We start from the raw sequence: 21,021 nt of genomic DNA, 5'->3' as shown, positions 1-21,021 counted from the left end.
AACGGAAGCGAATTTCAGAAGGGAAAGTTAAGTCCACCCGCCTTTAATCGCGTTCACTGTTGGGTGAGGGACGCTCTCTCTTCGTTTTCATTCGGTTTGTTGGCGTGATTCGCGGGCAGCTGAATCGTTGGCTGAGAGTCGAGAGATGAAGACGTTCGGGGTGGGCCGTAGCGGTTTTGGCTCTCAACCCTCAACTCTCAGCTCTCAACGTCTCAGTCATACTCCCCCTCGATGAACCACGCTTCGTCGACGCGCAGCAGGCGGTAGAGTCCACCGCCGGCGATCGCGATGTCGTATTCAATCCGCTGCCACGCGCGATCGCCCTGCCACCAGTCGCCGCTGCTGCGCCACGGTCCCCGCAGATCCGTGATCGCGCCGTGAAAGCGATCCGTGTGCACGTACACCGGCTGGCGCGCGGGCGCGGCGAATTCCAGCGTCGCCGGCAGCGGCGGCCGAAACCGTCGCAACGGCAGCCCGTGGGGCGCATGCACCGGGGCCTCAGCCGGCGGCGGCACGACCGGGGCGGGCGTCACGAGTTTCACGGCATCCGGCCGGTGCGTGTCCTCGCGTTGCGGCGTGCCGACGCGCTCGGCGTGCACCAGCGCGGCGACGCGCGCGAGCGTTTCAGCAAAGCCATGCGGATCGCGCAGACCCGTGTCGAAGATCCCGTGCTGCCGCACCAGCGGCCGCGTCGGCACGAGGTTGAGTTCGAGCGCGACAATGGCGGCGTCGGTGCGCAACGACTCGAGGTGCGTGTGCAGCGTGCGAAACAGAATCTCCGCATCGGCCGTCGGCTCGGGCAGCCGGAAATTGCGGGTATGACGCGCGTCACTCTCGAGCCGGATCGTGAAATCGATCGCCGCGGCGACATGCTGTCCGGCCCGCAACTCCAGTGTGAGCCGATCCAGCAGCCGGCGAATCAGGAACAGCAGCGGCTCGAGGGTTTCGACCGCTGACTCGAGCTCCAGCGCGACGCTGAATCCGGTGGCGGGCACGACGAGGTGCAGCGGACGCGTCCCGCCGCCAGTGGCGCGCTGCCACAACGCGAGGCCCGCGGCGCCGAAGCGGCGGACGATGTCATCACGGGGCAGTGCCGTGAGTTCGCCGAGCGTGTGCACGCCCCACGCGAAAAACACCGGCGCGAGTTCGGGCGGCGGCTCCGCGCTGGCGAGCGGGAGCGGGGCGAGAAAGCTTTTTTCATCGATCACGGTCCGCACGCGTCCGTGGTGGGCGTGGTACGGTGCCGGCGCCTCCGCGAGCCGATCCGGCCGGTGAGCCGACGCCTCGGGCGGGTGCTCCGCGACCAGCTGGAAAAAATCATCCGCGGCGGGCAGTGACGGCTTGGTCCACCGGCTGACGTCGTCGGTGGCGGTCGGTGGTTCCGGCGGTACGCCGCTCCCGACCTTCGCCGCGTAGAGCGCCAGCAGCGGCGTGCGGGCGATGCCGGCGGTGGCGGGCAGCCCGAGGTGATCGAGGCGCGCCAGGGCGGCGGCGGCGAGGGTTTCGGGCGACGTGCTGCCGCCCTTGAGATCGGCGGTGCACACGCCCGGCGCGGTGTCCTCAATCGCGGGCGAGAGCGTGAAGCCCACGGCCAGCAGGGCGGCGCGCGCCTCGGCCTGCACGGCGGGCTGGGGCGTGCGAATCAGCAGCGTCGGACAACGGGCGACGGCCTGCGGCGCGGTCATGCCGGGCTCGATCCCGGCCCGACGCGCCGCGGCATTTGCCTCGAGCACGATCGATTTCTGCCGGCTCTGGGCAAAGAGCGCGGCCGCCTGCGCGGCGGATCCGGGTTCGGTCCGCAGCACGGCGTGCAGCGCGAAGTCGGCAATGTACAGGACGGCAAACACGAGGAGAGACGAGGAGAGACAGGGAACGGCGGGGGAAGCGGAAGCGCAGGAGAGCAGGGCGCCGCGACCCGGCGGCCGCAGGGCAGGCAGGGCAGGGTGCCCGGCAATCAGCCAGCGGAGCTTCGCTCCAGGCCGGCGAGCCCCGACCAAGCCGGAAGCCATGAAGCCAGGAAGGTCCTGCCCGTTTTTCCGGCCGCTGCCTTCACGGTCGGTGTTTCCGCTGGTGTCATGGTTTCCGGCTCATCTTTGAATTTGTAGTCACGTTCGATGCTCATCGCCTCTAACCCGCGGCGAGGTGACGGCGCTGGCGTTCCAAGGCGGGCGCGAGAGCGCCGGCCAGCGTGGCGCGCTCCCGATCAAGCGCGGTGGCGGGATGGGAAACCGACAGGACAAAACGCACCTGCGCGCACGGCACGCAGGCGCGGGGCGTGGCGACGAGGAGCGAGAGGTCCGTGGGTTCGACAGCGCGTTGCAGCCGGTACCAGTGCGAGGCGGGCACGCGCCGCAGCTCGGACTCGGCAGCCTGACGGAGATCGAGCACCACGAGGCCGAGGTTGGCGTCGCGTGCGAGCAGATCGGCGGCGTTGAGCGCGGCACGCGTGCCGGCGCAGCGCACCCACACGAGATGCGCGAGCAGATCCGGGTCGAACGAACCGGGATCGAACGAATCGGTGCTGTCGATTAACGCGACCCGCGCGCGGCTCGTGCGCGTGGCCTCGAGCAGACGCCCCAACAACAGCTGACTGCCGCAGCTCGGCGCGGCACAGACGACTTCGGCGACGGCGCCGAGCGGCAATCCGCCGGTGGCCTCATCGAGCGCGGCGACGCCCGTGGCCAGCAGGCGGCCCGTCGTGCGGGGCACGGTGGGAAAGCGCTCGGCGAGCAGATGCCGGAGCGCCGCAAGCCGGTCGGGCGGGGCGGACATGAACGAAGGACGCTGAAAGACGCGGTGGGATCACACGGCGGACGGAGCCGGAATCAGACGACGGAGCGGTGAGAGGTGTGCGGGCGGCGGCACGCTTAACCCAGAAACGGCTCCTCACGGCTGCGTTGCTCGCGCAGCGGTTCCCACAGGCGGAAAAAGGAGTGCTGACGAAACACGCGAACGAGACCGAAGGCATGCAAATCGCGCAGGGTGGAGCGGCGGTGCGAACGAGGCTTGAAGGAAAAGATGAATTTCATGGGGAAAGAAAGGGCTCGGAGCGGAGGAGGGAAAAGGCGCGGCGCAGGCCGTGCGGTTAGTTCGTTTGCGTGCGCAGCAATCCGATCATCACGCCCTGGATGATCAGTTCCTGCGCGGGGAGGAGATCGGGGTAGCGCGGGTTCTCGGCGCGCAGGAAGGCGTGACCGCGTTGCACCAAGTAGCGTTTCAAGGTCGATTCGCCGTCGATCAGGGCGGCAACGATGTCCTGTTGCCGCGGCTCGCGCGGCGTGAGGAAGACCGTGTCGCCATCAAGGATGCTGGCGTTGATCATCGAGTCACCGCGGACCCGCAACGCGAAGAGCTTGGTCGTGGGCCGCACGCCGAGGGAAACGGTGTCGACGGAAATGTAGCTGTCCGGTTCCGTCACCTGGGTTTCGACGCCGAAGCCGGCGGGAATCGTGCCGTAGAGGGGAATCTCGGCCAGTGCGCCGCGGCGCGGATGCGAGGAGGGGAGGAGTCCGCGCGCCTTGCCATCGAGCCGGCGCAGCGCGCCTTTCTCCGTGAGAGCGTCGACGTGACGCTTGATGCCGAACGGACTCGCGAGTCCGAAATGCGCCTGAATCTCGCGCAGCGACGGTGATACGCCGTGCTGGCGGTGATGCGCGTTGATGAAATCGAGGACCTGTTGCTGACGATCGGTGAGGGGCTCGCTCATAGTGTTCAAGTGAACACATGGGCGGGGAAAAGCAAAGCCGAAGATCGTGAATTTTCGCGGACGCGCCGCGTTCTCAGTTGAGAGTTTAGGGCTGAGAGTTGAGAGAAACCGCGACCCACCGGGACCCTGTAAAACAGGATGGAACGGAGTCAGACATCTGCCCGGATCGGTCTCTCAGCTCTCAACCCTAAACTCTCAACTCCTTCCCCGACTAGCGTTTCTTCTTCCGCCCGTTCTTCGGCTCGATGTTCAGGTAGGTCTTATTAAGCATCTGGCTCTCGTAGAGCTCGAGCAGGCGCACGCCCTCGCGCGGCTTGACCTGATCCTTCTTCGTGGCGGCGTCGATCTGCGCCTTCATCTTGCGGCACAGATCCTCCTGCTGGTACTGCACGCCCTCGATCACGTCGGCGATCCGGCTGCCGCTCAGCGCCTCTTCAATATAGAAGCCGTTCGGCTCGTCGTCCTCGAGGAACACGTGCACTTCGTTCACGCGGCCGAACAGATTGTGCAGGTCGCCCATGATGTCCTGGTAGGCGCCGGTGAGAAAGATGCCGAGATAGTACGGCTTGTTGTTCAGCGGGTGCAGGGTGACGTAGTCCTTCACGTCCTGCAGATCGATGAACGACGAAATCTTGCCGTCCGAGTCGCACGTGATGTCGACGAGGATCGCGTTGACCGTCGGCTTCTCGAGCAACCGGTGCAGCGGCGCGACGGGGAACAACTGTTTCAGCGCCCAATGATCGAGCAGCGACTGGAACACCGAGAAATTGCAGACGTACTGGTCGGCGAGCAGCGTATCCAGCTCGTGGAGCTCCTCGGGCTGGTAGCCGGTCTTGCGGCCTTCCTTGGCGATCTGCTCGCAGATCTGCCAGAAGAGCGATTCGGCGGCGGCGCGGTTTTCGAGATCGAGGTAACCGAGGTTGAAGAGCGAGAACGCCTCCTCCTTTTTCTGTACGGCGTCGTGAAACCGCTCGAGCCGGCCGAGCTTACCCTTGTTCTTCAGCATCACCTCGAGATCGGTGACGACCTTGTGCTTCTCCTTCGGCTGGTGCTGGTGGCCGAGCGACTCGCGCTTGTTGATGCGCTCGAAAACCTCGACGACCAGCAGGGAGTGGGGCGCGACGATCGCGCGGCCGGATTCGCTGACGATGTCGGGGACCGGGATGCCCGAGGCGGTGCAGATCTCGCGGATGTTGAACACGACGTCGCGGGCGTATTCCTCCATCGAGTAGTTCATCGACGACTCGAAGTTCGTGCGCGACCCGTCGTAGTCGATGCCGAGGCCGCCGCCGACGTCGAGGTAACCCATCGGGAAACCCATCTTGGCGAGCTGGCAGTAGAATCGCGTCGCCTCCACGACGGCGTTCTTGATCGTGAGAATGTTCGGCACCTGCGAGCCGATGTGGAAGTGCACCAGCCGCAGCGACTGCGTGAGCTTGGCGGCGCGGAGCTTCTCGATCGCGAACAGGATCTCGGCGGTGTTCAGGCCGAACTTCGCGTTGTCGCCGGTCGACGTCGCCCATTTGCCCTCGCCGCGGGTCTGCAGCTTGGCGCGGAAGCCGATCATCGGTTTCACGCCGGTCTCCTCGGAAATGCGGATGATGTCGTCGAGCTCGGCGAGCTGTTCGACCACGATGATGATCTTCTTGCCGAGCTTGCGGCCGAGCATCGCCAGCCGGATGTAGTCGTGATCCTTGTACCCGTTGCAGATGATCAGGCGCTGCGAGCCCTCATGCATCGCGAGGGCGATCATCAGCTCGGGCTTCGAGCCGGCCTCGAGGCCGTAGTTGAATTCCTTGCCCGCCGCGACGATCTCGTCGACGACCTCGCGCAGCTGGTTGACCTTGATGGGAAACACGCCGCGGTACTCGCCCTTGTAGCCCTCGTCCTTGATGGCCTTGCGGAACATCTCGTTGAGCTGCACGACGCGGTGGCGCAGCAGGTCCTGGAAACGGATCACCATCGGCGCCTTCAGGCCCATGCCGAGCGCCTCCTGGACGACGTCCAGCACGCGAATCCCGCGGCCGTCAACCAGGGGCTGGACGTTCACGAAACCTTCGTTGTCCACCGAGATGTGACCCGAGCCCCAGCGCTTGAATCCGTACTGTTCTTCGGACTTGGCGGCTGACCAGGCGGAGGAGGATTTTGTCTTCAATAAGGTGGGTGTTGAGGGATCGTGGCCCGGTTGCGAGCTGAGGGTCGAGAGTGGAGGCTGATGGAGCTGCGACGCAAGCGAGCTTGCACGTTGCCGGGCTCTCAAGTCCCACTCTCAACTTCGGCAGGGTTATAGCTTGCTTTTGCCAGAGGCGAATCAGTTAGATGCATGTTTTCTTTTTTCAAATCAACCAACACGCAATGACGAAAATGTCCTCGTTGTTTTCCGGCCTCGAATTTCTGGCGCAAGCCCCCGCTCCCGGCGCCCCGCAAGGACCGGCCGCCTGGATGCAGATCATGCCGATGGTGCTGCTTTTCGCGGCGATGTATTTTCTGATGATTGCGCCGCAGCGAAAGAAGCAGAAGGCGCACGAGGCGATGCTGAAGTCGCTCGAGTCGGGTGACGAGATCATGACGACCGGCGGCATCTATGGTGTGATCACCAACGTGAAGGAAGACCGGTTCATTGTGCGCGTGTCCGACACGACCAAGCTCGAGATCGGCAAGAGCTTTGTGACCACCGTCGTGAAGAAGACCGGCGCCGTGGAAAAGAAGTGATTTTTTGGGAGCGCGGGCACGCCGCCCGCAGCGATTGATCGAGCGGGCGGGATGCCCGCGCTCCCGTCGACCCCTTTCAACCCAATAGACCCATGCTTAAACGCAACCTCTGGAAGCTCGTGCTTTGCCTCGCCATTCTGGCGTGGTCGGTCACGCAGCTTGTGCCCATCAAGGACGAGCCGTTCGTCTCCTACGCCCGCACGCATGCCACGGCGAAACCGGCGGACTTCGCCAAGCTGCTCGATGAAGCCACGGCGCGGGTGAAAGGTCTCCAGGCCGCGAGCGAATTCGTGGCGCTGAAGCAAATTGGCAAGGAGCGGAAGCTCGATCTGTCGCAGTATTTCCCGGCCATCCGGCTCGAGGATTCACTGAGGAACGTCGAGAAGCGGAATGACATTCTCCTCACCGAGATCCTGCGGCGGTCCAAGGGGCACCTCCAGCTCGGTCTCGACCTCAAGGGCGGCGTGGCGTTCACGCTCGAGGCCAAGGATGAACCCGGCAAGGTCGTCGACGCCTACCAGCGCAAGGAGAAGCTGCAAAAGGCCATCGAGATCATCGGCACGCGCATCAACGGCTTTGGCGTCGCCGAGCCCATCATCCGCCCGATCGGCGATAATCGCATCGAAATCCAGCTTCCCGGCATCAGCACCAAGGACAATCCGGACGTGGTCGATCAGGTGAAGGCTCCGGCCCGCCTCGATTTCCGGATCGTGCATCCGTTCCTTTCCCCCGGTCCGGGCGTGGAAACGCCGGCCGGCTACGAAATCAAGACGCTCGACTACGAAGGCCGCAAGGGCGAGTCGGGCTCCGAGGAAGTGTTTGTGAAACGCATCCCGGAAATGACCGGCGAGATGATTTCGAATTCGCATGCACGCCCCGACATGTACGGCAAACCCGAGGTCATCCTCGAGTTCACCAAGCCCGGCAAGGCCCGCTTCGCTGAAGTCACCCGCGTCATCGCCGAGGGCGGCCGCTCGGGCCGGCTCGGTCGTCTCGCTATCGTGCTCGACGGCAAACTCTACTCCGCTCCGACCGTCCGCGAAGAAATCAACAGCGACTCCGCGCAGATCACCGGCAGCTTTTCCGACCGCGAGGCCATCAACCTGGCCAACGTGCTCAACAACCCGCTCGATATCGCGCTCGACGTGAAAGAGCAGTACGAGGTCGGACCGACGCTCGCCGCCGACGCGATCGTCAGCGCGAAAAACGCGTTCATCATCAGCACCGTGCTCACGATCGGCTTCATGCTCGTGTTCTACACCATCGGCGGCGGCGTCGCCGCGATCGGCATGGCGGTCAACGTCCTCATCACGCTCGGCGTCATGGCCAGCATCGGCGCGACGCTCACGATGCCCGGCATCGCCGGCATCGTGCTGACGCTCGCGATGTCCGTCGACTCGAACATCCTGATCTTCGAGCGCATGCGCGAGGAGTTGAAGCTCGGCAAGTCGCTGAGCAGCGCGCTCGAGGCCGGCTTCGACAAGGCGTGGTCCGCGATTCTCGACTCGAACGTCACGACGCTGCTCGTCGCGTTGATCATGATCTGGCTCGGCACCGGTCCCGTGAAGGGCTTCGGCGTCACGCTCGCGATCGGTATCTTCACCACGATGTTCGCCGCGGTGGTCGTCAGTAAGCTGATCCTCGAGTTCCTGATTCACCCGGGCACGATCAAGTCGCTGAAGATGTTCTCGGTGTTGCAGAACACCTCGATCGATTTCCTGAAGTACACCAAGGCCGCGGTGATTGGCACCGTGGTCATCCTGCTCGTCGGCATCGGCGCGGTGGTTTACAAGGGCAAGGAAATCTACGGCATCGATTTCGCCGGCGGCGACATGGTCACGCTCAATTTCGCCAAGAAGCTGGAGATTTCCGAACTGCGCAACGCCGCCACCAAGGCCGGAATCAAGGAGATCAACTTCTCCTACCAACAGCCGCTGGGGATGGAGCGCGAGATCCTGAAAATCACGACGCCGTTCGACCTCGGCCGGGACAGCGTTCAAAAAATCCAGCAGGCCCTGCCTGAGGCCAAGTTCGACATTGCTGGTGCGACGCGCATTGGCGCCTCGGTTGGCGAGGAGATCCAGTGGAACGCGCTCAAGTCGGTCCTGGCCGCACTTGTCGCGATTCTCATCTACGTGGCCTTCCGCTTCGAGATGGGCTACGGCGTCGGCGCCGTGGTTGCGACCGTGCACGATTTGATCCTGACCGTCGGCCTCTTCGTGCTCTTCGACCGCCAGTTCAACGCCTCCATGGTTGCTTCCATCCTGCTCATTGCCGGTTACTCGATCAATGACACCATCGTCGTGTTCGACCGCATCCGCGAAGAGCTGAAGCTGAACCCGACTGGCACACTGAAGGACATCATCAACCGCGCGCTCAACCTGACGCTCTCGCGCACGATCATCACGGGCGGCACCACGCTGCTGACCGCGGTGACGCTGATTCTTACGACCAGTGGGGACGTCAACGACATCGCCTTCACGCTGCTCATCGGTGTGCTCACCGGCACATTCTCGTCGCTCTTCATCGCGACGCCGGTGTTCTTCTGGTGGCACAAGGGCGATCGCAAGCACGTCGAGGCGCATCACGACGTCGCGCCGAAATACGAGTGGCAGGGGACCAGCAAGGCGTCGGAATAACCCGGTAGGGATCGGTGCCGGTCGACGCGTTGCTGTGGAGGATTCGTTCCTCCGCAGCGGCCGCTGCAGGCACCGCCAACCTGCCCCTCCACGCCATGCGCTGGACCCACACGCCGTTCCCGGCCGTTGAGGTTGAGGCGCTGAGCAAACGCGCCGGGGTCAGTCGCGTCCTGGCTGAATTGCTCCTGCGGGCCGGGCTTGCCGATGGCGACACGGCCGCTGCGTTCATGCAGCCGGCCCTGGCCGGGCTGAACGATCCCTTTCTGCTGCGCAACCTGGAGGCGGCCGCCACGCGGCTGCGCCAGGCGATCGCACAGCGCGAACAGGTCGTCGTGCTGGGCGACTACGATGTCGACGGCGTGAGCAGCACCGCGCTGCTCGTGATGATCCTGCGCCGCTTCGGCCTCAACCCGCGCTTCGTCGTGCCGCGGCGCTCGGAAGACGGCTACGGCCTCTCGCGCAGTGCGATCGATCGCGCGCTCGAAGGCGGAAAGCCGAATCTGTTCATCGCGCTCGACTGCGGAACGAATTCGCATGCCGAGGCGGCCTACCTGCGTGGCCAGGGCATCGATGTGATGGTGATCGATCATCACCGTTCCAAGGAGCAGGCGCTCGACCAGTGTCTGCTGATCAATCCCCACGTCGATGCCTGTGATCTCAGCAGCGACGGCGCATGGCGGCATCTGTGCACGGTCGGGCTGGTGTTCAAGTTGTGTCACGGCCTGCTCAAGCAATTGCGCGCGGACAATCACCCCGTCGCGTTCCGGATCAAGTTGCGTGATCACCTCGATCTCGTGGCGCTCGGCACCGTGGCGGACCTTGTGCCGCTGCGCGGGGAAAACCGCATCCTGGCGCGGCACGGCTTGCGGATTTTGCAGGAGACGCAGCGGCCCGGCATCCAGGCGTTGATGGAAGTGGCGGGCGTCAAGCCGTCGCAGGGTATCACGCCCACGGATATATCGTTTCGCCTCGGACCGCGGATCAACGCCAGCGGCCGGCTCGCGGACGCGGCGCTGTCGGTCGAGTTGTTGCTCAGCGACGATGCGGCGTTCTGCGCCGACACGGCACGGCAGCTCGATGCGTTCAACCGCGAGCGTCAGGAAATCGAGCGCGCGATCACCGAGGAGGCGGAGCGCACGATCGAGACGCAGTTCATGACGCATGCGGGCGTGGTGTTGTTCGCGGAGAACTGGCACCCGGGCGTGGTGGGGATCGTCGCGGGGCGCGTGACGCGCAAATACAACCGGCCGTGCGTGGTGCTCGGCAATGAAGGCGACATGGCCAAGGGATCGGGCCGCAGCGTCGATGGCATCAACCTCGTCGACGTCCTCGGCACGTGCTGCGAACATCTCTCGAGCTGGGGCGGACATCCCATGGCGGTGGGCGTGGCGCTGCCCAAGCTGCACATTGAAACCTTTCGCGCGCGCTTTGCCGAGGCGGTGCGGGCGCATGCGGGCGGTGATATTGCCGAGGCGCGCCTCGAGATCGCGGTGTGGCTGACACCCGAGCAGATCACCGAGCGGCTGATGGACGAACTGGATACGCTGCATCCCTTCGGTCAGGGCAATCCCGAGCCGGTGTTCGCGGTGCGTGGAGTCGTGCTGCGGTCGCCGTGCGAAGTGTTCAAGGAGCAGCATTTTCGGTTTCACTTTGAGGACGGACGCGGCCGGCGGCTGCATGGCGTGGCGTGGAAGATGGCGCATCGTTGTCCGCCGTTGGGTGTTCCGCTCGATCTGGCGGTCGAGTTGAAGTGGAATCATTTCAATCACCGCAAGCTGCTCCAACTCGGGTTGATCGACTGGCGCGAATCACCGGCGTAAGGCGGCCGAAAAATCCCCGCGGCGTTTTCAAATTCTCGCTTGCGCTTCCGGATGAATCCTTGCTTCTTCTGACCCTCTTTCGCGCACCCGTAGCTCAATTGGATAGAGCATCTGACTACGGATCAGAAGGTTTGGGGTTCGACTCCCTACGGGTGCGCCAAATTTTCCCCTGCTGGATGGTAATGAACGACTCGCGCGCCCTCAAGGGCGGGAGTCTACCGGAAATAGGGGAGCTGCGTCAGGCCCTGTAAGAAAGCACGCGAGCAGGATGTCGTAGGCAAGGAGACCAGGCCTATGGCAAGAGGCGAGGTCACCGTGCGGCAGACGGGTGAGTGCGGGTGAAATGCGGCCACTGGCTGCGATCCGGTGGAACCATGTCGTTGCGGCGCTGCGGGGGACAACGGGAAGCGCAAAGCCAAAAGCCTTTGCCCGCTGAGGCCACCGATGAGTTCACTTCCGTGGACGACGTCAGCTCGGAGTGCCGCCGGACCTCAACTCCGCACCCAGGCGAGCAGGGCCAGAAATGCGCCGATGATGGCGAGCGTCACCGCGCAGCTCACCGCGAAGCCGATCGTGTCCGTCTTGTTCCAGCGCGTGAATTCCCACGCTGAACCGCGCAGCAGCTTGTGGTCGTCGAAGCGATCAGGCCGGCGGCGCGTTTCCTCGAGCTCCACGCGATCGGCTTCGGGGGTCGCGGCGACAGGTGTTTTCATTTTGCCAAAAAACTGCCGAACGCGATCCCCGGCCGGCTTGCGGGTGAACAGACTGACGGAAAAGAGCAGCACCAGCGGGAGCAAGGCATCGACCAGAAAACGACCCGCGAGGCGGCCGCCGGCACTGGTCTTCACGACGTCGACGCCCACGGCGCGCAACACCAGCAACTCGGTGTGGAGGCGGCCGCGGCCCACCAGCGCGCTGTTGGCCTCAGCCGGGTCGGATCGCAGCACCGCTTCGAAATACACCGGCGTGGCCCGCCCGGAAGCGTCGGTGCTGCGCACCGTGAGCGTCGGGCTGGTGCGCAGGGGTTCGATGTGCTGCGCCGCGAGCGGAAACAGGATGTTGATCACGGCCGATCCGATCACGGCCGTCCACACGGCCGCCGCGGTCAGGCGCCGCCACGTGAACATCAGGAGAATCGACGCTCCGAACGGCACGTTGATCGTCATCGCGAACTGCAGCACGGTGTAGACGTCGGAGAGTTTCGTGGCGACGAGGACGCCGAGGATCAGCACGACGACGAGCGTCATGCGGCCTGCGCGGACGACCTGTTCGTCGGTCGCGTCGCGCCGCAGGCAGGTATACACGTTGCGCGCGAACAGTGCCGATACCGCCATGGCCTGTGCGGCCACCGTCGACATGTTTGCGGCCAGCACGCCGGCGAGCATGAGGCCCAGCAGTCCCGGCCCCAGCAATTGCCGCGACATGGCGCCCCAGACCGCATCCGGGTCGGCGAGCGAGTTGGCACCGGAGAACAGCACGATGGCGATGAGTCCGCAGAACGCCCACATCACCGTGACGATCCGCTTGCCGAACGTCCCCGCCACGGCCCCGAATCGCGCGGCGAACTCGTTGCGCGCGGAGCTCGCGATGCTCATGTTGTGCGGCATCGCGTGCGCTTGCAGAAGGGTGGCGAAGAAGACGGCAGCGATCGTCCAGCCGGTGAAATCCGAGGCCCCCGACGCGCCGAACAGGTCGAGCTTGGCGTGCGGCAATGAGGCTCCGAGCTGATCCCAACCGCCGATGGCCTGCAGTCCGGCGGGAATCAGCATGAGCGACAGGATCAGGATCAGAACACCCTGGAAAATCTCGTTCAGCGCCGTGGCGGTCATGCCACCGAGCACAATGTAGAAGCCCACTGCGACCGTATAGACGAGGTAGAAGGACCACGGTTCGAGCGCGGGCACATAGCTGTTCAGCTCACCGCGCGCCTTGCGGTCTCGCAGCGCGGCAAGCTTGGCCTGCTCGGGAGCGGACAGCGGTGCGTCGCGCCGCGCCAACTCGAGTCGGGTGAGCTCGCGATAGTCGCTGACCGATTTCGCCTCGGTGGCGGTCCAGGCCGTCTCCGGCTTCGTCACGAGGGCCGATGAAATCTTATAGGAGACCAGATTGCCGAAGGCCATGGTGACCGCCACCGCCATCACGATCTGGAAGCTTGCGTAGAAGAGCGCCAGACGGCGGCTGCCGAGCCGATCCTCGAAAATGTCCGCCATCGTCGTGAGCCGCACGCGGCGATACCACGGAAACATGAACCAGTAATACGGATTCAGGAAAATCATCTGGAACCCCACCCACACGCCGGAAACGCCGTGCTGATAAACCAGACTCGACGTGCTGACCGTGTCATTTGCGGCGACCGAATTGCCGAAGTTCAGGAAGAACTGGTAGACTTTGCCGAGCTTTCGGCCCGCCAGAAAAAATCCTTCGCCGCTCTTCGCGTGCTTCGCGGAAAGTTTTCCCAACCCGATCAGCACCGCGAAATAGGCGCCGAGGATGAGATAGTCGAGCAGGTGAAGGCTGGCCATGAGCGGTGGGTTAACCGCGGCGAACGGCGTCAGCGGCGCGACGGCCGCAGGTCTGCGGCGGGAACGCGTGGGACCGACGGTGGCCGCGGTTCGAACGAGGTAAAACAGGGTGAGGAAACAGCCGGTCGCATAAAAAACAACATTTGCGTTCGGTCGCTGGGTGCGGAGCGTCGGCCCATCGTCTGCGCGTGATGGCTACTCCTCCATTTCGTTCCTCGACTGCGCTCGATCTTGCCGGCGGTAAGGGGTGTGCGCACAGGATGACGGGCCGCTCCTGCAGTTGGCCGAAACGCGTCGCGCCGTCGCCCCCGGCCATCCACCGCAATCATCCGGTCGCTTCCGCCGGAGCAACGTGATCGGGCCTGAAGCGTCAAACCGCGATACATCCATGAACCTCAACCTTCACGTCCATCGCTGCGCGCGCCCCGTGCGTTCCTCTCTTCCCCGGATGGGCCGGACCGGCGCGCTGGTGCGCGGGGCTGCGATCACCTCGCTCGGTCTCTTGTTCGTTGCTGCTGCATGGGCGCAATCGACGCCCGCCACGCCCGCCTACGTCCCGCGTTACGACAAGAACGGCAACGGCCGGCTGGATCCGGAGGAGGTGGCCGCCCTGCAGGCTGATGAGGCGAGGGCGGCCGGGGCGCCCCGGGCTGCATTAACTGCGGCACCGAGCGAGATCGTGACGCTTTCGCCGTTCGAGGTCGTCGACAACAATCGCGGCTATTACGCCGCGAACACGATGTCGGGCACCCGGATCAATTCGAAGATCGAGGACCTCGCTTCGTCGATCACCGTCGTGACGAAGGAGCAGATGGCCGACTTTGCGATGCTGGATATCAACGACGTGTTTGCCTACGAGGCCAGCACGGAGGGCTCGGCCACCTACACGGATTTTTCGTTCAACCAGAGCGCGCAGCCGAACGACAACCTCGCGGCGAATCCGAACACCGCGAACCGGGTGCGCGGCCTCTCCAGCGCCAATATCGCTTACGGCGGCTTCGAGACGAGCCGGCGCGTGCCGCTCGATCCGATCAGTTCCGATGCCGTCGAGATCAGCCGCGGCCCGAACTCCAATCTGTTCGGTCTGGGCAACGCCTCGGGCACCGCCAACACCGTTCCCTCGACGGCAAATCTCTCGCGCAACAAGAGCCAGCTGCAATTCCGGCTCGAGCAATATGGCCGGCTCGACGGCGAGATGGGTTACCGGCAGAGCCTGGACGTCAATCGCGTGCTCGTGAAGGACAAGCTCGCGGTGCGTTTCAGCGAAGTGCTGCAACAGACGGAATTCAACCGCCAGCCCTCCGGCGTGAGGACGGAGCGTTACAACGGCATGGTGAAGTACCGCCCGTTGCGAAACACGACCATCAGCGGCACCTACCAGTATTTCCACAGTTACGGGCGCCGCCCCAATAGCATCACGCCCCGCGATGCGGTCAGCCAGTGGGTCGCCGTGGGTTCGCCCACGTGGGATGCCACGACGAACACCGCTTACATCAACGGCTCGCCCGTTAACCGCGCGGGCGCCCCCGTTACCCAGCTGGGCCAGGGCGTGCCGAACATCAACGCGGGCGCCGCGATCTTTAACAGCGCGTTCCAGACGACCGGTCGCGGCACGTCGCTGATGATGATCGACACGACCGGCGTGAGCTATTGGACGGCGCCGCGCGGCACGACGACGCAGGACGCGTTGCTCACCACGGCGACCTCCAACAACCAGACGGGAAACAATTACATGCTGATCAACCCGCAGACGCTGCGCCGCACGCAGCCGCTGTGGACGTCCGACGGCGCGGTCAGCGACAAATCGGTTTACGACTGGTCCCGAATCAATGCCGCCTCGATGAACAACTTTGATCAGGCGGTGGGCAGCTCGCTCGTCACGATCGATCAGGTGTTCTTCAACACGCCGCGACAGATGCTGGCCGGTCAGGCGGGCTGGTTCCGCGAGGACTCCCCGCGTTACCGTCAGGATTTCCCGACGGGCAGCGCTGGCTCCACGTATCTCTATGTCGATGTGAATCAGAAGCGTCTCGACGGCACGCCGAACCCCTTCTTTCTCCGGCCGTATTTCGGCATGACGGAGACAAACGTCATTGAGCGACCGCTGTTGAATGACACCTATCGGGTGCAGCTCGCCTACAAGCTCGATCTCTCCAAGGAGAGCAACTGGATGCGCTGGCTGGGACTGCACCAGTTCAGCGGATTTGGCGAACACAAGAAGAACGAGCTGCGCTCCTACTATTACCAGCTCGCCATGCTCGATGATCACGCGTGGCTGCCGGCGGGCACGCCACGCGCCAACAGCGCGATCCTGCAAGGCGACACGCTGCCCCAGGATCAGCCGTCGCCCACCGGATCCCGCAGTTATCGCTTCTATTACGTCGGCGACAACCGCGGTGCGAACGTCGACTACGCACCCTACACCGGTGAGCTCCGCGGCGCGTATCCGTATACCTGGGGCAATTTCGCCGGCGGACGAGTGAACAACGAGACGACGCAGCTCGGCCTCGCCGCGAGCATCAACGGCACCGCGGGCGCGCAGAACTCATTGAAGATCCAAAAAACGCAGGGCCTCGTGTGGCAGGGCCATTTCCTCAAGGACCGCCTCGTGACCACGCTCGGCTTCCGCAAGGACCGCGTTTACACCAAGAGCGGCGTCAACGCCCGCCTGCTGCCTGATGGCAAGACGCACGATTTCGCCTGGGACCAGCAGTGGGCCAGCGGCGACTACGAGTACAACCAGGGCAATACGCGCACCAAGGGCGCCGTGCTCAAAATCACCCGCTGGCTCAGCGCCCACGCGAACGAGTCCGATAGCTTCATCCCGGCCGACGCCGCGATCGATCTGCACGGTCGTTTCCTCCCGAACCCGAAGGGCAAGGGCCAGGACTGGGGGATCAGCCTGAATCTCTTCGACGGCAAGTTCATGGTCCGCGCCAACCAGTTCATCACACGGACGACGAACGACCGCAATGGCACCTCGTCCACGCTGGCCACGCGCTCGGTGAAGATGGATGTCTACGACGGCCAGCCCGCGCGCAATTTCTCGCTCGATGTGCGGGCTCGCCAGTGGCTCCAGGCGACGCAGCCCGGCCTCTCCGGCGCCGCGCTCGATGCCGCGGTCGCGAAGGAAATCGGCATGGATCTCACCACGCTCCAGACGCTGCAAAATAGCGTGAACTTCGGCGGCCTGCCGATCTCCCAAGGCCAGGATGCGTTGAGCAAGGGCAAGGAAATCGAGTTCAACTTCAACCCGACCACCTATTGGACCGTGCGCGGCAGCGTCACCGAGAACGAAACCATTCAGGCCTCGATTGCGCAGGACCTGCTCGACTACTTGAACGAGCGCATGCCGGTCTGGACGAAGCTCGTCGACAAGGAGACGGGCCAGCTCTGGTGGGATAGCAGCTACGAGGGCCGGCAGATGCCAAGAAATTACCTCCCCGGCAACGTCTCGAGCCCTCTCGCCATTGCGCAGCAGACCGTCGGCAAGAGCCTGCCCCAGGTCCGCAAGTATCGCGCCAGCGTGTCCACCAACCTGCACCTGCGGGGCCTCACCGACCATCGCTGGCTGCGCGCCGTGAACGTCGGTGGTGCCATCCGCTGGGAGGACAAAGGCTCCATCGGCTACTACGGCGTCGAGAGCCTGCCGGCGATCATCAACTCTCTCGATCGCGACCGGCCGATCTACGACAAATCGCGTTACTACGTCGACCTGCTGGCCGCGTATCGCACCAAGATCTTTTCGAACAAGTTCGGCCTGACGGTGCAGCTCAACGTCCGCAACGTCGCTGAAGGCGGCCGGCTCCAGGCGGTCAGCGCTTTCCCCGACGGCATGCCCAACGCCTACCGCATCGTCGATCCCCGCCAGTTCATCCTCAGCGCAACGTTCGACCTCTAATTGCATGACCACGGGCCGCGCCCTTGGCGGGTGCGGCGCCCCCTGTCGTGTCCCAACCTCCTCACGTTATGGCGACCTTTGCCCGTTCCCTCTGCGGCGTCGCGCTGGTTTGCGCTGCGCTGTCCGCTCTTGCCGCCGATCGCGGCGCCTTCCTCGTGCAGGACGGCCGCCCGGCTGGCGTCATTGTGCTTCCGACCCAGCCTAACGCCGTCGAGCGTTACGCGGCGCAGGAGCTCAGCGAACATATCGCGAAGGCGACCGGCGTGACGATCCCCGTGCAGAATGAAAACGCGCTCGGCGGTGCGGCGGCTGCGACGAGGATTTATCTCGGGGCCACGCAGGCGGCGCAAACGGCCGGTCTCGATGGAAAAAAACTGCCGCGCGAGACGTTCACCCTGCGCAGTTCCGAAACGGCGCTGTTCATCGTGGGTCGCGACGAAGCCGGTGATCCGCTTGATCGCGACACCTCGGCCGGCACGCTGTTCGGCGTCTACGAATGGCTTGAGCGCGAACTCGGCGTTCGCTGGCTCTGGCCCGGGGATCTCGGCACCGTCGTGCCGCGCACCCGTGAGGTCGCGCTCCGCGCCATCGACGCCACCGTGCAGCCGAAGTTGTTCCAGCGTCACGTGCGAACCGGCACGGGTTTCACGAGCGGCAATCCTGCGCTCGGCTTCACGAAGAAAGCGGCGGAGGACTATGCGGCCGCGCAGGCGGTGTTTCTGCGCCGGCACCGGATGGGGCGCAGCGAGAAGTTTTCCTACGGCCATGCGTTCACGGATTGGTGGGAGAAATACGGCCGCGAGCATCCCGAGTGGTTCCAGCTCGTGAACGGCAAGCGCGGACCGGAGAAGCCCGGCGCGCGTTTCGCGATGTGCGTTTCAAATCCCGGCCTGCACGCGCAGATCGTGAAGCTGTGGCGCGACAAGGGCGGCGCCGAGAAGACCAACGGCCGGAGCTTCATCAACGCGGTGGAGAACGACATCGTGGGCCAGTGCGAGTGCGACCGGTGTCGCGCGTGGGACGGACCGACGCCGCCCGACGCGATGAAATACTACGCGCCCAACTTCAAGGTCTACGGTTCGCGCTTCGTCTCGGATCGCTACGCGAGGTTTGCCCTCGCGATTCAGCAACTCGCGGCGAAGGAGAATCCGAACGTGACGGTGGTGGGGTATGTTTATTTCAACTACTTCCAGGCGCCGACCTCGGGCGTGAAACTCAACGAGCACATTCTCCTCGGGTTCTGCCCGTCGGCCGGTTGGTATCCGCGCACCGATGACGAGCACGAGTGGTATAAACGCCAGTGGGCGGACTGGCGGAAGACCGGCGCGCAGCTCTTTTTCCGGCCGAACTATTTCCTCGATGCCTACAGCATGCCCTTTGTTTTCGCGCGCCAGTTCGCGGACGATTTCCAGAACGGCGCGCGCCATGGGATGGTCGCGACCGATTTCGACTCGCTCACCGGCCAGTGGAGCATCCAAGGCACAAGCCTGTATCTCCTCATGCGGCTGCACGTGACGCCGGATGCGAATCCCGACGCCCTGCTCGCCGACTATTTTGGCGGCTTCGGTCCCGCTGCGGCGCAGGTGAAGGCGTATTTTGACTACTGGGAGGATTACACGATGAAGCACCGCCGGATGATCACGGAGGTGTTCTACGATCGCGTGGCGATTCGCTGGCGGACGTGGGCCAAGGCGCCGCACCGGATCTTCCCGCCGGAGACGTTCGGGCCGGCCGAGGCGCTGCTCGCCCAGGCCGCCGCGGCGGCCGCCACCGACCGCGCGGCGCGCGAGCGCGTGGCGTTCCTCCAGACGGGCCTCGCGCACGCGAAGCTCTGTGCCGAGACCGCGAGCCTGCTCACGCTGGCCGATCCGGCTGCCACCGTGGAGCGCGGGAAGGACAAGCTGACGGAGCTGTTGAAGTTCCGGCGCCAGCACGAGCGTGAGTGGTTCGCCAACCTCGGCCATAACGCGTGGGTCGAGGATCTGAGTTGGAAACTCGCGAACGAAACCAAGCAGCCCGCGGACTACTATCCGTGATGCGGCAGCCCGTCCGAGCTCTCGTCCGTTGCTGGGTCGCGCTCACCGCCACGCCGGCGGTCGGGCTGGCCGGAGCTAAACCGAAGACATTTTTTCGCATGAAAACTCCACCTTGCTTTCCATTGCTCGTTTGTGCGGTCGTCAGCGTGCTGCCGTCGAGTCTGGGCGCCAGCGCGACCGCGGAGACCGCGTTGCGCGACGAAGCCGTTGCGAGCCTGAAGCGGGCGGCGACCTATTTTCGCACGCATGCCGCCTCGCACGGCGGCTACGTTTACTACGTGGCCGAGGACCTGAAGCGCCGGTGGGGCGAGGGGGAGGCGACGCCCGATCAGATTTTCACGGAGCCGCCGGGCACGCCCACGGTCGGCATGGCCTATCTCAACGCCTATGCCGCGACCGGCGATCGCGACTATCTCGAGGCGGCGAAGGAGACGGGCGCCGCGCTGATTCATGGGCAGCTTGAGTCGGGAGGCTGGAGCCAGCGGATTGATTTCAACGCGAAAGGCACGCACGCCGGCCGCTATCGCAACGGCAAGGGCAAGCCCAACGGCCCGAATCACTCCTCGCTCGACGACGACCAGTCGCAGTCCTCGCTGCAGTTTCTCTCGCGCCTCGATCGGGCGCTGGGATTCAAGGACGCAACGGTCCACGACGCGGCGATGTTTGCGCTCGATGCGCTGTTGAAGGCGCAGTTCCCGATCGGCGCGTTTCCCCAGGGCTGGGATGCGCCCGTGCCGTCGCACCCGATCCTGAAGGCGAGCTACCCGCGTGAATGGCTCCGGGTCTGGCCGCATGAGCCTTACCACCGCTACTACACGCTGAACGACGGGCTCGTGGGCACCGTTTCGGACACCCTGCTGACCGCGATCGACGCCTATGACGACGCGCGTTACCGCGCGGCCGTGGTGAAACTGGGCGACTTCCTGATCCTCGCGCAAATGCCGGACCCGCAGCCCGCGTGGTGCCAGCAGTACAATTTCGAGATGCAGCCCACGTGGGCCCGGAAGTTCGAACCGCCGGCGATCTGCGGCCTCGAGTCGGAGGACGCGATCGAAACGCTGATGAAGGTTTATATCGTCACCGGTGACAAAAAATACCTCGAACCGATTCCGCGCGCGCTGGCGTATCTGCGCACGGGTGTGTTGCCGGACGGCACGATGCCCCGGTTTCGCGAGCTGAAGACGAATCGCGCACTCTACATGACGCGTCCGCCCGGCGTCAGTGGCAGCTCCAGCGCGCCCGGCTACTACGAGTTTTCCTACGAGGACAAAAACCTGCCTTCGCACTACGGCTGGAAACAGCCGCAGCGTCTCGCTGAGTTGGCGCGCCAGTTCGCAGCTTTGCAGACTGGCACCCGCCACTCGCCCAGGGTCACGCAACGCGTCACGCCGGGGGGCAAGCTCTTCACGGTGTGGCGCGACGATCCCGACGCCAGGCGCACCGCCGCGCAGCTCGAGCCGGAGGTCCGCAGGATCCTGAAGGATCTCGATGCGCAGGGGCGCTGGGTGACGGTCCACGACGGCAAGACCCGCCTCGTCGGCCAGCCGAAGTTCGAGCAGGGCTTTCGCTACCTCGCGAGCAACGTCTTCAACTATAACGTTGAAATCCTGAGCGACTACATCGCCGCCACGGCGAAGCCATGATCCGCACTCATGCAAAAGGCCTCCCGCGAATCACCCGAACGG

General features: G+C 64.4%; 12 protein-coding genes and 1 tRNA gene. 7 read left to right on the top strand and 6 right to left on the bottom strand.

Going from position 1 to position 21,021, the window contains the following annotated elements; genetic code table 11:
* Positions 1-212 precede the first annotated feature (212 nt).
* The 5 genes from ACLJEU_RS18070 to speA all read right to left on the bottom strand — a co-directional run bounded on the left by ACLJEU_RS18070 (position 213) and on the right by speA (position 5,861).
* Positions 213-1,847 (bottom strand): DNA polymerase Y family protein, encoded by a 1,635-nt coding sequence (locus ACLJEU_RS18070; RefSeq protein WP_414660113.1) that lies wholly within the window; start codon positions 1,845-1,847, stop codon positions 213-215.
* A gap of 280 nt (positions 1,848-2,127) precedes the next feature.
* Positions 2,128-2,772 carry a hypothetical protein gene (locus ACLJEU_RS18065; RefSeq protein WP_414660114.1) on the bottom strand — a complete coding sequence of 215 codons (645 nt, stop codon included), beginning with the start codon at positions 2,770-2,772 and terminating at the stop codon, positions 2,128-2,130.
* Between the two features lie 95 nt (positions 2,773-2,867).
* Entirely contained in the window at positions 2,868-3,029 is a 162-nt protein-coding gene (locus ACLJEU_RS18060) for a hypothetical protein (protein ID WP_414660115.1), read from the bottom strand.
* Between the two features lie 56 nt (positions 3,030-3,085).
* Entirely contained in the window at positions 3,086-3,706 is a 621-nt protein-coding gene (gene lexA, locus ACLJEU_RS18055) for a transcriptional repressor LexA (RefSeq protein WP_414660116.1), read from the bottom strand.
* Positions 3,707-3,917: 211 nt separating this feature from the next.
* Positions 3,918-5,861, bottom strand: coding sequence for a biosynthetic arginine decarboxylase (gene speA, locus ACLJEU_RS18050; protein WP_414660117.1), 1,944 nt, complete (start codon positions 5,859-5,861; stop codon positions 3,918-3,920).
* A gap of 200 nt (positions 5,862-6,061) precedes the next feature.
* Here speA and yajC point away from each other — a divergent pair, with 200 nt between their 5' ends.
* From yajC to ACLJEU_RS18030, 4 genes are all read left to right on the top strand, one after another.
* Positions 6,062-6,418: a preprotein translocase subunit YajC gene (gene yajC / locus ACLJEU_RS18045; protein WP_457795272.1), complete on the top strand. Its 357-nt coding sequence runs from the start codon at positions 6,062-6,064 to the stop codon at positions 6,416-6,418.
* A gap of 92 nt (positions 6,419-6,510) precedes the next feature.
* The gene (gene secD / locus ACLJEU_RS18040; protein ID WP_414660119.1) at positions 6,511-9,057 is read left to right on the top strand and encodes a protein translocase subunit SecD; all 2,547 of its coding nucleotides are present in this window, start codon (positions 6,511-6,513) and stop codon (positions 9,055-9,057) included.
* Positions 9,058-9,152: 95 nt separating this feature from the next.
* On the top strand, positions 9,153-10,877 hold the full coding sequence (recJ, locus tag ACLJEU_RS18035) for a single-stranded-DNA-specific exonuclease RecJ (protein ID WP_414660120.1): 1,725 nt from the start codon (positions 9,153-9,155) through the stop codon (positions 10,875-10,877).
* Positions 10,878-10,960: 83 nt separating this feature from the next.
* Positions 10,961-11,037 (top strand) — tRNA-Arg (locus tag ACLJEU_RS18030).
* 331 nt (positions 11,038-11,368) lie between these two features.
* Here the strand turns inward: ACLJEU_RS18030 and ACLJEU_RS18025 are convergent.
* The gene (locus tag ACLJEU_RS18025) at positions 11,369-13,399 is read right to left on the bottom strand and encodes a sodium:solute symporter family protein (protein ID WP_414660121.1); all 2,031 of its coding nucleotides are present in this window, start codon (positions 13,397-13,399) and stop codon (positions 11,369-11,371) included.
* A gap of 388 nt (positions 13,400-13,787) precedes the next feature.
* Between ACLJEU_RS18025 and ACLJEU_RS18020 the strand changes: the two genes are divergently transcribed.
* The 3 genes from ACLJEU_RS18020 (at position 13,788) to ACLJEU_RS18010 (ending at position 20,979) form a co-directional block, all read left to right on the top strand.
* Positions 13,788-17,300: a TonB-dependent receptor plug domain-containing protein gene (locus tag ACLJEU_RS18020; protein WP_414660122.1), complete on the top strand. Its 3,513-nt coding sequence runs from the start codon at positions 13,788-13,790 to the stop codon at positions 17,298-17,300.
* Between the two features lie 68 nt (positions 17,301-17,368).
* Positions 17,369-19,336 carry a DUF4838 domain-containing protein gene (locus tag ACLJEU_RS18015; protein ID WP_414660123.1) on the top strand — a complete coding sequence of 656 codons (1,968 nt, stop codon included), beginning with the start codon at positions 17,369-17,371 and terminating at the stop codon, positions 19,334-19,336.
* A 98-nt stretch (positions 19,337-19,434) separates the two neighbouring features.
* A complete protein-coding gene (locus ACLJEU_RS18010) occupies positions 19,435-20,979 on the top strand; it encodes a pectate lyase (protein ID WP_414660124.1) in 1,545 nt (514 codons plus the stop codon).
* Positions 20,980-21,021: the final 42 nt, after the last annotated feature.

It is taken from the genome of Terrisphaera buseokensis (assembly GCF_047521145.2).
Taxonomy (GTDB): Bacteria; Verrucomicrobiota; Verrucomicrobiia; order Opitutales; family Opitutaceae; genus ER46.
This window is presented reverse-complemented; position numbering and strand designations above follow the sequence as displayed.